Source organism: Psychrobacillus sp. INOP01 (assembly GCF_018140925.1).
GTDB lineage: Bacteria > Bacillota > Bacilli > Bacillales_A > Planococcaceae > Psychrobacillus.
Map to the genome: position 1 here is coordinate 550,548 of NZ_CP073315.1, position 17,891 is coordinate 568,438.

The window sequence follows — 17,891 nt, forward strand, 5'->3', positions numbered from 1 at the left end:
GACTGGCTCTATTTCACATATTCTGCAACCCGATTCCTACCCGCCTGCTTCGCTCCTATATACAGTGCACGGTCTGCATTTCGAAGTAGGGTCATTCCTTCGTCACTGTCTTCTGGTGCTGTAGAGACACCAATACTTGCAGTTATGAATATTATTTCTTCTCGTGATACTTCACCTAAATCGAGAGGTACCATGAATGGAGTTTGTTCAACTTTTCGACGAAGTTGCTCGGCAATATTTTTCGCCTGTAGTTTTGAATAATTAGGTAAGAGAATAACGAATTCTTCTCCTCCATATCTCGCAACTGTACCATTTGAACCAATTTCATTTTGAATTACTTTTGCAAATTCCTGTAAGATGAGGTTTCCACTGTGATGTCCATAAGTATCATTAACTGCTTTAAATTTATCTATGTCCATCATGATCAATGAAACTGTACTATATACTCCATTATTCAGCTTCGACATGTCCAATTTCAATTGTTTATCTAAGAATCTATAATTATAAATCTTCGTTAGATCACAAACTTCACTTTTCTCCACTGCTTCTTTTACATATCTGGCTTTTTCTAATGAAACAGCAAAATACGAACATAACAGGTGAACAATTTTTAGTTGATAAGATTCAAATGCAAACTTCGCTCTTGCGGCCAATACAAGAACGCCTTCAATTCTTTGATTTCTGTATATAGGCACACACATTACGCTTTGCATATCATCTGCTAAGAATGGTGGTTTCATATGTGTCCATTCTGCCTGTTTATTGTAAAGAATTGGTTCTCCTTTTTCATATCCTTTACCTGCTAGGCTATATTTTATATCTTCATGGACATATTCCAATTCTTTGTTTTCCCCATCTTCTATAGCACGCAAAATAAAGAATTCACTATCTACATTGTCTACGATATAACCCGTATCGAACGGGAACATATCAGACATTCTCCTCAGGAACATATCTAAAACTTCTGTAGTAGTCATCCGCTCCGCGAGTTGATGACCAAATTCACTCGCCTTGTTCAGATCAGTATTTACCTTCTCTGAATCATTATACATACGTATTAATAGTGTGATTGCTAGGAACGGCACTCCTAGTAATATAAACGCAATCGGTCCTACACGACCTTCTAATATATATATACTAATCCCAAAAGGCAGTGTAATTATTAAACAAATAAAATCCCAGCTAAAATCCTTTGTAAAGAATTTTGGTTTTAATCCCGTAAACACTTCTCTTAAATACAAGAAGAGATGATTCAATACTATATTTAACAACATATAGATACTACCATACAAAAGAATTTCATTTATAACTAAAGTTCCGATTTCATATCCTATCCACAAGACTAGAGAACCGCAAATGATGGAAATACAAAAAAACATAAATGAATTATAATACAACTTATATCTAGTTTCTTTAGTTAATTTCATGTGGAATAGGATTGGTAGGATGCATAATTGCATGGAAATTAGTTCTGCAAGAATCCCAAATTTTAAAAAGATAGCTAGATTAACCCATTGAACAAGCACCATCAATGATCCCGCTATAAAAAATGGGAAGATCGTAGTGAGTAAAGCAAGTATAAGAAAATAGATGTAATGATCCCAGTCACTTGGTTTCGTTGGCGAAGTCAAATAAACTATACAAATACCAATAGGCACAATTAATAGCCACATAAGGAAAATATTCATCTTAGCTTTTTTTGAAATATCCATCTGACTATTAATCTCCTTTCAGTCTAAATAACTAATACTAAATACACATTTTGAACTAAAATTATTATATCACTAAGTTCTCTGAAAGTTTAAATTACTAAATTCCTGTTTTTTCCTTCAACTCAGCAATGAAATAAAATGATCCAGTGACTATTGTAACACCATTATCAGAATTCTTATTTAAATCGATGTTGGTTGCATCTAAAGTAATACTCTTTACACTGTGAGAACAGTGATTATACAAAATAGTTGCATCTAACGCTCTTTCATGTTGGAAATTAACAAATTCAAAAGTACTAGCAATTCCCTCTAACTTCCTTAACATATAGACATAATCCTTATCTCTTAGTATACCTACTATTAGATGTATATTTTTGTTAGGAAACATTTCTTGAATGGTTTCTACTAATGCATCGACACTTTCTTGATTGTGAGCTCCATCCATATAAAGGTTATCTCGTATTTTTTCCATTCTGCCGGGCAACTTCGCACTATTCACAGCCGTCTGCACATTTGTTTCAACTAGCTTAAAACCACTTATTAGCATTGCTGTTATAGCCAAAGCCATGTTAGATTGTTGATGTCTCCCTATCATTTGGGGATGTAAATCAGAAAAAGAATACTCTTTAAATCTGTATTTATGATTCTTTATACTAAAATTTTTATTGTATTCTAAGACATTAGCTTCTTTATCTTCTGCTTCTTTATACACAACTGTTCTTGCTGGTTCCACTAATGGCCCTATAACTAATTGGCTATTATGTTTTAAAATTCCTGCTTTATGCCAACTAATTTTTTCGATTGTATCTCCTAAGAATTTTGTGTGATCTATAGATATGCTAGGTATAATGGATACGGAGTTTTTCATGACGTTTGTGCTATCTAGTCGCCCCCCCATACCTGCCTCAATGAAAATAATATCTAATTCCATCGTTTCAAAGACAACAAAGGCCGTAACAGTTAATAATTCAAAATCAGTTAACATGCCGCTAATACCTTTGCGTTGCATATACGAAAATGCTTCGTCCATTTGTTTTTCTGTAACGGGCATACTATTTATCTGAATTTGGTCATGTACATCGACGATACTTGGGCTAGTAAACGAAGCGTAAGACAAGCCAGGATCTTTTGCTAGTGCTGTTAAAAAAGCAATCGTAGATCCTTTACCATTTGTTCCAGCTACATGGATTATTTTGTGCTTGTCCTGGGGATTGCCTAGTTTTTTTAGAGCAGCTTGAATCGTTTCAAGGCCTGGTTTTATAACCGTTTCACTTTCTATATTCCACTTTTTTTTGTATTTATTAAAATTTTTTATTTCCACTCATGTTCACCCTATTCCGTCTGATTAAATTTCGTGCTAAACTTCTTGTGAACACATTATAACACGTACTAGTGGAGGTCATTCATTATGCAAACATGTTGGATCGTTTACAACGGTAGTCTTACACATGATAAATTTATCGATCAAGCACTCCTAGTGAAGGAAGCTGCGGACCGACATGATATTCATGCCATTCTAGTGAAAAATTATGAGGTGCTGATGAATGTCCAGCAAAAGTTACACGCCAAACCAGATTTTGTCGTGTTTCTTGATAAAGATATTTTGCTTGCACAGTATTTGAAAAATGAAGGTATACAAGTATTTAATGATCCAAGTGTTATTGAAATTTGCGATAACAAAGCAAGGCAGTATTTGAAGTTAGCAAATGCTGGAGTGCCTATGCCTTTAACAATTATCGCACCAAAAGTATATCCTGGTTTTTCTATCGAAGAGTCAGGTTATTTCGAGCAGGTGCTCCAAACGATTCCATTACCTATGATTATTAAAGAAGCACATGGCTCATTTGGTATGAAGGTGTATTTAATAGAAACAAGGGAGCAGTTCTTTGCGAAAGTAGAGGAACTCGCAGGTATCGAGTATGTCTTCCAACAATTTATCGAGAATAGTCGAGGTAGAGATATCCGCGTAAATGTAGTTGGCGGGAAAGTAGTTGCTTGTATGCTTCGTGAATCACAAACGGATTTCCGCGCCAATATTACAAATGGGGGCACTGCTTCTCCTATTATTCTCACACAGAGACAAAAAGATGTAGCAATTCAAGCAGCTGAAGCTTTACAAGCGGAATTTGCAGGAGTGGACTTATTGTTTGGGGACGATGAAGAGCCACTTGTTTGTGAAGTAAATGGAGTAGCCCATATCCGTAACATTTATAATGTAACCGGGATTAATGTTGGGGATGCAATGATAGAATATATTCTTTCAAAAGTTGGAGCGGCTGTTGTATGAAGGGGTTACTCATATACGAAAAAGCGGAAATAGAACGCAATCAAAACTTTATTGAACGATTAGTAAATGCTGCTAGTACTCATGAACATACTTTAACTGTAGTCGATGATCAAGGCACTATTCCAGTAGCAGATTTTATATTCTTCCGAGCAAGAAATCCACAATTATCAAAGGAATTAGAACAAAGAAATATACCAATGTTCAACCGTGCAGAAGTGAATGTTGTTGCTAATGACAAATTAAAGGCAATACAGCTTGTACAGCTTCTCGGGATTGCAACTGTTCCAACTAAAAAAATTGCATCAGTTTCTGAAATTAACGAATATCCTGTCGTATTAAAAACGATCGACGGTCATGGTGGAAAACAAGTAGAATTAGTTCACACGGGAAAAGAAGCAACTTCATTTCTGAATACATTTTCTGAGAATGCGATTATCGCCCAACAATATATCGAAACAAATGCTACTGATGTTCGTGTATTCATGCTAGGCGAGGATGTATTGGGTGCCGTAAAAAGAACTGGACCAAAGGATAGCTTCAAATCCAATTTCACACTAGGTGGAACAGTTGAAAAATACACACTAGACACCCAGCAAGTCGCAGCCGTAAAGAAAATAGCTAAAGCTTTAAAAAGTGATTATATTGGCATCGATTTTCTTCTATTACCTGACGAATCCTGGCTGTTCAATGAAATAGAAGATCCCGTTGGTGCTAGATCTTATTTTGAAACTACCAAGAAAGATATCGCAGAACCTATTATGGAATATATTAATAGAAAACTCATAAAAAAAGAGAGCGACGAGATTTAATCGTCCTCTCTTTTTTGCATTTGAATGGAAACACAGGAATGTTTCCGAGAATCACCTGAATAATAGAAACATCACCTGAAAGTAGTGAAAAATCACCGGAATCCGGAGAACCTTTTCTCCTTTAAAAAAAGTGAGCACCCATATAAACGGGTGCACGCTCTATTTTATAGATTATTCAATTCTTCCATACGCTTTAATACAGATGCGTGTTTTTCTAGATAGTCAGCTTCTTTTGCACGTTCCTCTGCAACTACTGCGTCTGGTGCTTTTGAAACGAAGCGCTCATTGGAAAGTTTTCCTTGAACGAGTTTCACTTCTTTTGCCCACTTTTCTAACTCTTTCGTTAAACGAGCTTTCTCAGCATCTATATCGATTAACCCTTGTAGTGGTAGATATAAAACTGCTCCCGTAACTACTGCCGACATAGATTGATTTGGAGCTTCTAGATCTAAACCAATTACAAGTGGTTCTGGATTACAAAAACGCTCTAAATACTTAGCATTTGCTTCTAATACTGCTAATGTATTCGCATCCTTCGCCGAAAGGTATAATGGAACCTTTTTACTCATTGGTGTCTGTACTTCCGAACGGATATTACGTACAGAACGGATAATTTCAGAAAGTAATTTCATATTGTCCGCTTCTTCTTTATTAGAAAGCGCTTCGTTTACAGTCGGCCAAGCAGCAACTGTAATCGATTCCCCTTCATGAGGAAGGTTTTGCCAAATTTCTTCTGTTATGAATGGCATAAATGGATGCAATAGACGCATAGTATTGTCTAAAACATAAGCTAGCACAGAACGTGTCATATTTTTCGCTTCTTCATCTTCCCCGTTAAGCGGAAGTTTCGCCATTTCAATATACCAGTCACAGAAATCATCCCAGATGAAGTTATAAAGTGCACGACCAACTTCACCGAATTCATATCGTTCAGAAAGTCTTGTTACTTGCTCGATCGTTTCATTTAAACGAGTTAGAATCCATGCATCTGCAACTGATTTTTTTCCGTCTAAATTGATCTCTTCGAATTTCAAGCCATCCATATTCATTAATGCAAAACGAGATGCATTCCAAATTTTATTGGCAAAGTTCCATACAGCTTCTACTTTTTCTGTAGAATAACGTAAATCCTGACCAGGAGATGATCCAGTACTTAAGAAGTAACGAAGTGAATCTGCACCGTATTGGTCTATAGCGTCCATTGGATCGATACCGTTTCCTAGAGATTTCGACATTTTACGACCATCTTCTGCACGAACAAGACCATGAATTAATACATCATCGAATGGACGAGTACCAGTAAATTCTATTCCTTGGAAAATCATACGAGAAACCCAGAAGAATATAATATCATAACCAGTTACAAGCGCATTCGTTGGATAATACTTTTTAAACTCTTCGTTGTCGGTATCTGGCCAGCCTAATGTGGAGAATGGCCATAGTGCAGAGGAGAACCAAGTATCTAATACATCGTTATCCTGATTCCAGTTTTCCGCATCTGCTGGAGCTTCATGACCAACATATACTTCACCAGTTTCTTTATGATACCAAGCCGGTATCCGATGTCCCCACCATAATTGACGCGAAATACACCAGTCATGAAGATTTTCCATCCAATTTAGATATGTTTTTTCAAAGCGATCAGGTACGAAATTAACTTTTTCTTCAGCTTGTTGTAACTTAACTGCCTCTTCTGCAAGTGGCTGCATTTTTACGAACCATTGTAAAGACAAATATGGCTCTACAACTGCACCGCTACGTTCAGAATGACCAACAGAATGCATATGTTCTTCGATTTTAAACAGAACACCTGCATCTTGTAAATCTTTTACGATTTGTTTACGACATTCAAAACGGTCCATTCCATCATAGGAAGCAGCATTTTTATTCATCGTTCCGTCTTCATTCATTACTAAAATACGTTGTAGATTATGACGATTTCCAATTTCAAAGTCGTTTGGGTCATGTGCAGGTGTAATTTTAACTGCTCCACTTCCAAATTCCATATCAACGTAATCATCTCCAACAATCGGAATTTCGCGACCAATAATCGGAAGTTTTACTGTTTTTCCAATTAAATGCTTGTAACGATCGTCCTCTGGATGTACTGCAACTGCAGTATCACCTAGCATTGTTTCCGGTCTCGTTGTCGCAACATCGATAGATCCAGTACCATCTGTAAGTGGGTAATGCATATGATAGAATGCACCCTGTACATCTTTGTGGATTACTTCAATATCTGAAAGAGCTGTTTTAGTTGCTGGATCCCAGTTGATAATGTATTCGCCACGGTAGATCAATCCTTTGTTATATAGCTTTACGAATACTTCTTTAACTGCATTTGATAATCCTTCATCTAAAGTGAAACGCTCGCGTGAGTAATCTAAGCCAAGTCCAAGTTTTGCCCATTGTGAACGGATATGACCAGCATATTCTTCTTTCCACTTCCATGTTTCTTCTACAAATTTTTCGCGGCCTAAATCATATCTTGTAATGTTTTCAGAACGCAGCTTTTCCTCTACTTTCGTTTGTGTTGCGATACCAGCATGGTCCATACCTGGAAGCCATAATGCATCGTATCCTTGCATACGTTTCATGCGGATAATAATATCTTGTAATGTAGTATCCCACGCATGACCTAAATGTAGTTTACCCGTTACATTTGGCGGTGGAATTACGATTGTGTAAGGTTCCTTATCGCTTTCTGGATGAGCTTCGAAGTATTTTCCTTCTAGCCACCATTCATACCGACCTTTTTCAATCGACTGCGGATCATACTTTGTGGACATCGTTGTTTCGTTTGTCATTGTCTGTTCCTCCTAAAAAAAGAATATAAAAAAACTCCTATCGTCATTAAAGGACGAAGGAGTTTGTTCGCGGTACCACCTTTATTCGCAGATGCAAAATGCACATCACGCTCTCAATTAGATAACGGCTTCAAACCGGCATTTGCTACTCTACTTTCACAAATACTGCTCGTGGGCTACCTTCAAATGGTGGTTGACAGAAACATTTCAGCAAATTGTTTCCTTTCTTTTGAAAACCATATCATTTTACTCTTCCCATTCATTGCATCTCTATTCAGTTGTTCCTATTGTAAAGGATATTATTATATGTCGTCAAGTCTAGCATGGTGAAAGGAGAAATACATTGAGAAAAGGATATAATCCATATTTATTGCCTGATTGGTTACGTAAAACACGTTTCTATTGTAAGCATGTAAGTATTCCTATTTGTGGTTTTCAATTAATACGAGTATTAATTGTGCCTACCACATGGGATTTCATCTTATTGGTACTATTACTATTCATCTGCTTTTTGTTTTACAAAAACATTATTTGATGGAAATGAAAGCTTCGAGTATCCATCATCTAAATCCAAAATAAATTGAAGTTCAAATTCCTCACCTTTAGGATTTTTTACTTCCATTGGCTCGGCAGGATTTGGACTTTCTAATTCTACAAGAGGTTCAACTGGTTTAGGTACTGGAGCTTCTTCGTAATCACAGTGTACTGTCCACCCAATTTCAATAGCCATTTGCTGTGTTGGTTTCGAGTTAATATGGTTCACATGAACTGTAGGCTTGGAACCTTCTTTTAATTTGTCTTTCCCAATCTCAATACTCATTGGTACAGCGTACTCGAAATAACCGACCTCACCTTGCACATCTAAATCCTCAATTTCCGTGAATTCACTAGTAGCATGATGTTCCTGTTCACCTTCCTCAAACTTAACGTGGCAGGTGATGTGGTATATACCAACCACTTGGATAAAATCTTCCTTCTCAGCGACTTCGCATTGAGGAGTTACTGCTACATTTTTAATCTCCATAGGAACCCCGAAGCTTTGCGGAAATCGAAATTGTTCTTTTACATCCCATGTTCTTGTTGCCATAAGTCATCCTCCTTCTATAGGACAACTTATGAATGGAACAAAAGGGATAGAACATATTTCACTTTAGAATTGCTTTTTGTGGTTGTTTTCTTCAACAATCTGCTTTAGTTCCAACCAATTCGTTAGCCTTGGAATAGTTAGATGTCGGTTATATGATTGCGTTTTTACAAATACTTGTAATGTATCCTCCGTCAATGTATTTAATACATCTGGCTTGTCATCGAAATAATAATCCAACTGTAAGTCTCGAATAATATTCACTTTAGCTTGATCCTTCATACCACAATAAAACCGTTCTACATCGACTGGAAAACCCTGTTCAACTAACCATTCCATCGTTCTTTCTCGATGCTCTGCAGGTCTAGCCGTAATATAGTAAACCTCATGTCCTTGTTCATGTAGGTTAACTAACGTTTCTACTGCATCTGGATAAGTTGGACAATTCGTGTAGTATATTTGTTCCAATGTTTCATTCCACATTTTTGAACCTGCTTCATCCGACATCCCGAATAACTCATGAATCTCTACTTTATCTAACTCATGAAACTTATCTAATGCCACTTGTTGTCCTAATTTTTCATTATAAATATGAAAAGCATGTTCTCTTAAATTGATCAATGTATCATCAATATCAAATCCAAATTTCATCTTCTATCCCTCACCAACTACATCTTATTTGTATGTTGGATAACCAACAAACTTAAAGTCTTTCCCTATTTTTTGGACATCCGTATCGACCAGCTCAACCGCATCACTCATTAGGTCAATACCGCTACCTTCCATAAATGTCGGAGCATTTTTACCACCTATTAGCTTGGGAGCAATATAAATAACTGCTTTATCGATTAATTTATTTTCTAAAAACGCCGCATTAATCGTGCCTCCACCTTCAATCAATAATGATGAGATAGAGTTTTCACCTAAACGTTGAACGACTTCATGTACATTCACATGTTTAGAACCTGTTGTATGGAAAATACGAACTCCTTCATTTACAAGCTTCTCTTTTTTATCATTATCATAATTCGCTCCTGTAAAAATCCATGTCTCCGCTAGCTGATCCGTAACTAGCTTTGCATCTAATGGGATTTTTAAAGTAGAGTCAAGAACTATGCGAATCGGATTACGTCCATTTTCAATACGAGTGGTCAGTTCGGGATTATCCTCTATAACAGTATTCACACCAACTAAAATTGCCAAATGCTCGTTTCTAAGATGATGAACATCCTCTCGTGCATCTGAAGAGGTAATCCACTTGCTATGAGCAGTGTGCGTTGCAATTTTACCATCTAACGTTATCCCAGATTTTAATGTGACAAAAGGCTTTTCCGTTACGATAAATTTATTGAATACCTCATTCATTTTTTTAGAAGCTTCCTCTTGAATACCTGAGATAACATTTATCCCAGCATCTTCTAAAATTTTCACTCCCCGACCTGAAACGAGCGGATTCGGATCGAGCGTTGCAATGACAACCTTTTCAATACCGGCTTCTACAATTGCTTCTGCACAGGGACCTGTTCTACCGTGATGCGAACATGGTTCAAGTGTTACATAAATAGTAGCACCCTTCGCATGCTCCCCTGCCATCCTGATTGCGTGAATTTCCGCATGAGGCTCGCCAGGTTTCATATGCGCACCTATACCAACAATACGATTATCATTTACGATAACCGCTCCTACTAATGGATTCGGATCTGTTTGCCCTTTCATAGCACGAGCATTTTGCAGAGCAAGGTCCATGTAAAATGCATGACTAGTCATTTTGAAAAGTACCTTCTTCCTCCATATGACCTGAACGATTTATCTTCGTGTGTAAGTACTTCTCATTGAATTCCGAAACGTCCCCCCATAATGGTGTACGTCCCGCTACAGATAAGCCTGCGTCCTTTAATGCTCTTACTTTCTTTGGATTATTCGTTATTAATGTTACTGGTTTCGTGCGTAATACTTTTAACACTTCGATTGCATCACTGTAATTTCTAGAATCATCAACAAAACCAAGTTTTTCATTTGCCTCAACAGTATCTGAACCATTTTCTTGTAGAATATAGGCCATTGCTTTACTAAATAGGCCAATCCCTCTACCTTCATGGTTTGCTAAATAGAATAATGCGCCTGCTCCGTTATTAACAATCATTTGCATCGACTGTTTTAGTTGGAAACCACAATCACAACGCTTACTGCCAAAAATATCACCTGTATGGCAAATGGAGTGCATGCGGATTAGTGACTCCTCTGTCTCTTTAAAATCTCCGTAAACTAACACACTGGACTGTTGGTATTCCGCTAAGTTAGAGGAAGATAAATTATTGATGATTTGTTGGATGTCCTCTGTGTATTCACTGCTATTTAACCAGCTATACCATTGGAATATAACTGTATTCCCATTTAAATTTACTGGCAGGCGAATTGGTCCAACTAGATAAATTGAACTTTCTCCGGTTTTAATTACTTGAATTTTATCTTTTAATACATTTACTACATCATTTGATATTTCCTTAACATTTGTCATTCCAAATCCTCATTTCTTTAAAACATAATAGTATCTCTATATTATTCTATCTAGATTACTTTTCGTAAGTAATTATATTTTAGTAATCATTTTATGTCAATTAACTTAGACTAAAAGAGCCCTGCAACAGTTGCAAGGCTCCAATTGCTATTTAGTTGTTTGATAATTTTTCGAAAACTGTATGGAACGCTTGAATAGTTTTCTCTATATGCTCTACAGTATGTGCACTTGATAAGAATAATCCTTCAAACTGCGAAGGTGGCAGATAAATTCCTTCCTCTGCCATGAGACGGAAATACTTAGCGAATAATTCTAAATCAGATGTTTTCGCTGTATCAAAATTAATTACATCTTCATTGGTTAAGAAGAAACCGATCATAGAACCAGCACGATTCACTGTATGCGGAATATTATATTTTGTCGCTGCTTCTCGGAAACCTTTTTCAAGTATATCCCCTAGCTCGATAAAATAATCATATGATTTTTCATTTAATCGAGTTAATGTTTCATATCCTGCTGTCATTGCTAAAGGATTACCTGAAAGAGTACCAGCTTGATATACAGGTCCAGCAGGTGCAATCATTTCCATAATTTCACGCTTACCACCAAATGCCCCTACAGGAAGCCCTCCGCCAATTACCTTGCCTAAACAAGTTAAATCCGGTGTAATACCAAAATATCCTTGAGCACAATTGTAGCCTACTCTGAAGCCCGTCATAACCTCATCAAAGATTAACACTGTTCCGTTTTTCTCTGTTAATTCGCGTAATCCTTCTAAGAATCCTTCAGCTGGAGGAACAACACCCATATTACCCGCTACAGGCTCAACGATTACCGCTGCTAAGTCGTCTCCAAAGTTTTCAAATACGTGGCGTACGCTTTCTATATCATTATACGGTACTGCTATTGTGTTTTTTGCAATAGACTCAGGTACACCTGGGCTATCTGGTAATCCAAGTGTAGCAACACCAGATCCAGCTTTTATCAATAAGCTGTCCCCGTGTCCGTGATAGCTACCTTCAAATTTCAAAATTTTGTTGCGCCCTGTATAACCACGAGCTAAACGAAGTGCACTCATTGTTGCTTCTGTACCAGAAGAAACCATACGAACCATCTCGATAGATGGAACACGCTCCATTACTAGTTTAGCTAATTTAGTTTCGATCAACGTGGAAGCACCGAAGCTTGTACCTGTTTCAGCTACCTGTTGGATTGCTTTCACAACGTTTGGTTCCGTATGCCCTAAAATAAGCGGACCCCATGATAGAACGTAATCAATATATTCGTTCCCATCGATGTCTGTTAATATAGCGCCTTTTCCACTTTCCATGAAAATAGGATCCATATCTACTGATTTAAATGCACGTACAGGACTATTTACGCCACCTGGCATTAACTCTTTCGCTTCTGTAAATGCTTGTTTGGATTGCTCATATGATTTCGTCATTATTTTCCCTCCAACCAACGGGCAACATCTTTTGCATGATATGTTAAGATCATATCTGCTCCTGCACGTTTCATTCCTGTTAGTGTTTCAAGCACTGTTTCTTTTTCGTTGATCCAGCCATTAATCGCTGCAGCTTTTACCATTGCATATTCTCCACTTACGTTGTATGCAACAATGGGAGTAGCAAAAGTATTTTTTACGTCACGAATAATATCTAAGTAAGCTAATGCTGGTTTTACGATTAAAAAGTCTGCTCCCTCTTGTACATCTGAAGAAGCTTCTCGGATTGCTTCCATACGATTCGAATAATCCATTTGGTATGTTTTGCGGTCACCAAATTTTGGTGCGCCGTCCGCTGCTTCACGGAAAGGGCCGTAATATGCGGATGCATATTTTACTGCATAAGACATGATTGGTACGTCTTTAAACCCTGCTTCATCTAATCCAAGTCGAATTGCAGCTACAAAACCGTCCATCATATTTGAAGGAGCAATAATATCAGCGCCAGCTTCCGCTTGGCTAATTGCTGTTTTCGCCAACAAATCAAGTGAAGGATCATTTAAGATACGTTCATTTTCATCCACTACCCCACAATGCCCGTGGTCTGTAAATTCGCATAGGCAAGTATCCGCAATCACGATTAAATGTGGATGACGCTCTTTGATGAAGCGAATCGCTTTTTGAACAATTCCATGATCATGATATGCCCCAGAACCAACTGCATCTTTTTCGGCAGGAAGTCCGAATAATATAACGGAAGGAATTCCCAAATTCACTACTTCGTCTACTTCCTCTGCTAAACGGTCAAGAGAGAATTGGAAAACGCCAGGCATTGATGATACTTCGTTTTTAATGTTCTCGCCTTCCATCACGAATATAGGATAGATTAAATCTTCCTTATGTAAATAAGTTTCCTTTACCATTGCTCGAATTCCAACTGATTGTCTTAAACGACGATGACGTTGAAAAAATAATTCAGTCATTACACTCTTCCTTTCCATTCCGCTAATTTAACGATTACATCTCTTAAAGTATACGTATCTGGCATAACCTGCACAGAAACCTTCATAGATTCCAAAAAATTCTTTGTAATATGTCCGATTGCACAAACTGTGACATGTTCATATCCAAAGGTAACCCCAATACTTCGATGAAAAACCTCGGCTGTCGATGGACTTGTGAAGATAATAGAACACTTTTCCTCGCCCATTAATAGCTTTTTCACATATTCCTTGTTTTCCTCAAGCTCCACTGTTTCATATATTGTCCATTCATCTACTTCATTGTTCAGTCCGGCTGTTATTGTATCTTTTGCAAGATTACCTTTAACAAATAAACACCGGTCCTTAAATGATGCTACCTTAGGAAATTCCTGAACAAATATATCCGCACTAAATATAGTAGGGGTAAAATCGACAGTTAATCCCACGTTTTCAATGGCGTTTGCTGTTTTTATCCCGACCACTGCTATCTTAGCTGTAAAAAAACTTGCATCCAGCCGATACTTTACCATCTTCGATTGAAATGCCTTCACACTACTTTGACTAGTAAAAATAAGCCAGTCATATAAGTTACAGTTCTCTAATTGATCTAAATCTTGAGGACTAACTATCTCCTTTGTAGCAATCATCGGAGCGATTACTGCATTTCCACCAAGTCTTTTAACAAGATCTGATGCTTCCGAAGACCTTAGAATGCCCGTAAAAATGACATTCTCTCCTAACAAAGGAGCATTATTAAACATTCAAATCTGCCTTCACTTGTTGGATTAAATCGTATGCCCCTTGTTCCGTCACAATTCGTGCTAATTCTTTCCCAAGTGCATCCGCATTCGTACCAGTTAATATTTCTTTATATACGATAGAAGCATCCGGTGCTGCAACTAGTCCAGTCATTGTAATTTTATCGCCACTAATCGTTGCATGTCCAGCAATCGGCACCTGACAACCACCGTCCATTGCCGCTAAAAATGAGCGCTCTGCTTCTACTGCAACCCATGTATCACGATCAGAAAGCTTTGAAAGCTCATCAATTAACTCTTTATCATCCGCACGGCACTCAATAGCTAGAGCCCCCTGTCCAACTGCTGGTAAACAATCCTCTGGGGATAAATATTCTGTCACAACCTCATCGCTCCAGCCCAAGCGTTTTAAACCTGCTGCTGCTAAAATAATCGCATCATACTCGCCATCTTGTAATTTTTGCAAGCGAGTATCTACATTACCACGAATCCATTTAATCTCAATATCTGGACGTAATAATAATAGCTGGGCACTTCTTCTTAAGCTACTTGTTCCTACAATTGCTCCTTTTGGAAGGTCTGCAAATTTCACATGTCCTGTTGATATAAAAGCATCACGTTCATCCACACGTTTTGGGGTACATCCCATAACTAAACCTTCTGGAAGTACAGATGGCATATCCTTCATACTGTGCACAGCAAAGTCGATTTCTTTGTCGTAAAGAGCCTGTTCTATTTCTTTAACAAAAAGTCCCTTCCCGCCAACTTTTGAAAGTGTAACATCTAAAATCTGGTCACCCTTTGTCACAATCTCTTTAACTTCAAACTCAAAAGGTGCTCCCATATCTTTCATCTGTTGAATAAACCAATTTGTTTGAGTTAAAGCTAACTTACTTCGTCTAGATCCTACAATAATTTTACGCATAAAATGTCCAAGTCCTTTCTTTAATACCAAATGTGGAATTGAGATAATTGACTACCTAATAAGAAATTTATCAAAACAAATAGAAACGCATAAATGTGTATCCACGCATAATTTGTCCCTTTAATCTTTGCCGATTTTCTTATCAATAAAACAAGAGTATAAATTACTAATACGATAAAAGAATTAACTATTTTTATATCATAGAGTGGGAACGCATCTAAAGATATATATGCCCATTCTAACCCAAGAACTAAACTTACAAACAATAATGGGATTCCCGTTAAAATTGACAAGCTCATCCCGTTCTCAGCTTGTTTCAGAGAAGGTAATCGAGTAAACTGTTTCGTCCATTTTTTCTTCTTTAATACTTTATATAAGATTAAATATAATGTCGAAAAAACAAATGCTAAAGCAAAAGCAGTATAAGCTAATAACGCAAACATAATATGTATGAATAACAGCTCAGATTTAAGGTTATCCCCTACCAGTGACTGCGCCATTGGATCTGGTGCAAACGTATGAATTGTCATAAAAATAAATCCAATCAAATTCAAAAAGAAAGCTGGAAGGTCCAATCTAAATACCAATTGTAAAACAAGGGATAGCATAATGATCAACCACGCATAAAAATAAATACCCTCAAACAACGAAAGTATTGGAAAACGCTTCAGTTCCATCATATACATGATTAAAAAGATTGTTTGTAAAGTACCAACGACAAAAAGTAACCACACCGCTAGTTGATGTGCACGTCGATCTTTATGTAAGTAATCAATAAAATAAAAAACAAGGCTTATAGCTTGAAGAATGACCATAATCTCATGAAGCCTTGTCATCGTCAGATCAGTCATAATATTCCCCTTTTACATAGTAAAAAGGCGTTTATTATATCTATTTGTCTCCATACAGATATAAAAACGCCTCCTTTACTTAGTTATATAACAAATTTTCTTTTAAATTCTGTGATTCGATTAATGTTTGTTTTAAGTTAATTTTAGCTTTTTCTGCTTGCACTGCTATTTCCTTTTGAACATCTTCTTCTATACCGAAGATTTGCTGGAATAGTTGTAACTGAGCTGCAGGATCTTTTGCTGCCGATAATTCTTTTACTTGTAAAATTGGTTCTTTTAAAAGCTTATTGACAATCGATTTTGTATGCTTGCTTAAAATTTTTCGTTCACGATCCGTTAAATTTGGCATTTTGTTTTCAATAGATGCCATCGTTTCTGCTTGAATCGTATTTGCTTTTTGACGAAGTGCTGAAATAATTGGTACAACACCAAGCGTCGTTACCCAATCATTAAATTGATCAATTTCTATTTTGATCATCTGATTGATTTGCTGAGCTGCACGTTCTCTTTCAGCTAAGTTTGCTTCCACTATTCCTTGTAAATCATCAATATCGTATAAGAACATATTCGGAAGATCACCAATACGCGGATCTAAATCACGCGGTACAGCTATATCTACCATAAATAATGGGTTCCCCTTACGAAGACGCTCTACAAACTGCATTAGTTCATAATCTATCACAAATTCAGTTGAACCTGTTGAACTAATGAGAATATCTGCCTCCAATAATGCACATTGAAGCTCGTCCATAGGTTTAGCATCGCCGTCGAATTTAGAAGCAAGCTCTTTCGCTTTTTCAAAAGTACGGTTAATCACCGTAACCTTTTCAGCTCCACTGCCATATAGGTTCTGAATAGCAAGTTCACCCATTTTACCAGCACCTAAAATAACCACATGCTTATGCTTTAATGAGCCAAATATTTTTTTCCCTAGTTCCACTGCTGCATAAGAAACGGACACAGCATTCTCTCCAATTGCAGTCTCTGCATGCGCTCGTTTTGCAAATGTTACTGCCTGTTTGAATAATTGATTGAATACAGTACCCGTTGTACCGTTTTCTTGTCCATTTAGAAAACTTTTCTTCACTTGCCCTAATATTTGTGTTTCGCCAAGTACCATCGAATCGATGCCCGCTGTAACACGGAACAAATGATTATTAGCTTGGTCATCCTCGTGAACAAATAAATAGGTAGATAAATTTTCTAATGGAATATCAAACCAATTTGCTAAAAATTGCTTCACATAGTATTTACCTGTATGTAGTTGGTCTACAGTAGCATAAATCTCCGTACGATTACATGTAGATACGATGACATTTTCTAATATACTTTTTTGGTCTTGTAATGCTTGCATCGCATTCGGAAGCTCTGCTTCAACAAACGACAGCTTTTCACGAATTTCGACAGGTGCAGTACGGTAATTGACACCAACCACGATTGTATGCATGGAATATGTCTCCCCTTCACGTTCATTTCATAAGTCCAATTATATCATAGCTTTGCGTTAGTTCCCCGCATATTTGTGAACAACATATGAAATCTTATTTAGAATTATTATAAATTAATAATAACAAACAATGCTACCCAATTCAATCATTCTGATCCAATTGATAAAAGTAGAACAATTCAAAAAATAAAGTCGAATTTAAGGATATTATTCCCTAATTAATTAGTTTTAAGCTTATAGTCTCTGCTCTTATTAAAAATACC

The 17,891-nt window shown here is 37.0% G+C and carries 15 protein-coding genes and 1 other annotated feature; of the genes, 2 read left to right on the forward strand and 13 right to left on the reverse strand.

The window, feature by feature from the left end; all coding sequences use genetic code 11:
• Positions 1–8 precede the first annotated feature (8 nt).
• Positions 9–1,712: a sensor domain-containing diguanylate cyclase gene (locus KD050_RS02845; RefSeq protein WP_211894761.1), complete on the reverse strand. Its 1,704-nt coding sequence runs from the start codon at positions 1,710–1,712 to the stop codon at positions 9–11.
• 97 nt (positions 1,713–1,809) lie between these two features.
• A complete protein-coding gene (locus tag KD050_RS02850; RefSeq protein ID WP_235753905.1) occupies positions 1,810–3,033 on the reverse strand; it encodes a bifunctional folylpolyglutamate synthase/dihydrofolate synthase in 1,224 nt (407 codons plus the stop codon).
• 87 nt (positions 3,034–3,120) lie between these two features.
• Between KD050_RS02850 and KD050_RS02855 the strand changes: the two genes are divergently transcribed.
• Positions 3,121–3,999 carry an ATP-grasp domain-containing protein gene (locus KD050_RS02855; protein ID WP_211894762.1) on the forward strand — a complete coding sequence of 293 codons (879 nt, stop codon included), beginning with the start codon at positions 3,121–3,123 and terminating at the stop codon, positions 3,997–3,999.
• Entirely contained in the window at positions 3,996–4,808 is an 813-nt protein-coding gene (locus tag KD050_RS02860) for an ATP-grasp domain-containing protein (RefSeq protein WP_211894763.1), read from the forward strand. Before KD050_RS02855 ends, KD050_RS02860 begins: the two co-directional genes overlap by 4 nt.
• 164 nt (positions 4,809–4,972) lie before the next feature.
• Here KD050_RS02860 and KD050_RS02865 read toward each other — a convergent pair whose 3' ends face one another.
• The 11 genes from KD050_RS02865 to hemA form a co-directional block, all read right to left on the reverse strand.
• Complete coding sequence (locus KD050_RS02865) at positions 4,973–7,615, reverse strand: valine--tRNA ligase (protein ID WP_211894764.1); 2,643 nt, start codon at positions 7,613–7,615, stop codon at positions 4,973–4,975.
• Positions 7,616–7,661: 46 nt separating this feature from the next.
• Positions 7,662–7,887 (reverse strand) — a binding site (T-box leader).
• A 224-nt stretch (positions 7,888–8,111) separates the two neighbouring features.
• Positions 8,112–8,702 (reverse strand): hypothetical protein, encoded by a 591-nt coding sequence (locus KD050_RS02870; protein ID WP_211894765.1) that lies wholly within the window; start codon positions 8,700–8,702, stop codon positions 8,112–8,114.
• A gap of 63 nt (positions 8,703–8,765) precedes the next feature.
• Positions 8,766–9,350 carry a 5' nucleotidase, NT5C type gene (locus KD050_RS02875; protein WP_211894766.1) on the reverse strand — a complete coding sequence of 195 codons (585 nt, stop codon included), beginning with the start codon at positions 9,348–9,350 and terminating at the stop codon, positions 8,766–8,768.
• 24 nt (positions 9,351–9,374) lie between these two features.
• A complete protein-coding gene (gene ribD, locus KD050_RS02880) occupies positions 9,375–10,466 on the reverse strand; it encodes a bifunctional diaminohydroxyphosphoribosylaminopyrimidine deaminase/5-amino-6-(5-phosphoribosylamino)uracil reductase RibD (protein ID WP_211894767.1) in 1,092 nt (363 codons plus the stop codon).
• On the reverse strand, positions 10,459–11,217 hold the full coding sequence (locus KD050_RS02885; protein WP_211894768.1) for a GTP cyclohydrolase II: 759 nt from the start codon (positions 11,215–11,217) through the stop codon (positions 10,459–10,461). The genes ribD and KD050_RS02885 overlap by 8 nt, the downstream gene beginning before the upstream one ends.
• Before the next feature lie 151 nt (positions 11,218–11,368).
• Positions 11,369–12,664, reverse strand: coding sequence for a glutamate-1-semialdehyde 2,1-aminomutase (hemL, locus tag KD050_RS02890; protein WP_211894769.1), 1,296 nt, complete (start codon positions 12,662–12,664; stop codon positions 11,369–11,371).
• Positions 12,664–13,647, reverse strand: a complete 984-nt coding sequence (gene hemB / locus KD050_RS02895; protein ID WP_211894770.1) for a porphobilinogen synthase — start codon at positions 13,645–13,647, stop codon at positions 12,664–12,666. Before hemB ends, hemL begins: the two co-directional genes overlap by 1 nt.
• Positions 13,647–14,408: a uroporphyrinogen-III synthase gene (locus KD050_RS02900; RefSeq protein ID WP_211894771.1), complete on the reverse strand. Its 762-nt coding sequence runs from the start codon at positions 14,406–14,408 to the stop codon at positions 13,647–13,649. The genes hemB and KD050_RS02900 overlap by 1 nt, the downstream gene beginning before the upstream one ends.
• Entirely contained in the window at positions 14,401–15,330 is a 930-nt protein-coding gene (gene hemC / locus KD050_RS02905; RefSeq protein WP_211894772.1) for a hydroxymethylbilane synthase, read from the reverse strand. The genes KD050_RS02900 and hemC overlap by 8 nt, the downstream gene beginning before the upstream one ends.
• 20 nt (positions 15,331–15,350) lie before the next feature.
• Positions 15,351–16,181: a cytochrome c biogenesis protein gene (locus tag KD050_RS02910; protein ID WP_211894773.1), complete on the reverse strand. Its 831-nt coding sequence runs from the start codon at positions 16,179–16,181 to the stop codon at positions 15,351–15,353.
• Positions 16,182–16,260: 79 nt separating this feature from the next.
• Entirely contained in the window at positions 16,261–17,628 is a 1,368-nt protein-coding gene (hemA, locus tag KD050_RS02915; protein ID WP_211894774.1) for a glutamyl-tRNA reductase, read from the reverse strand.
• Between the last annotated feature and the right edge of the window lie 263 nt (positions 17,629–17,891).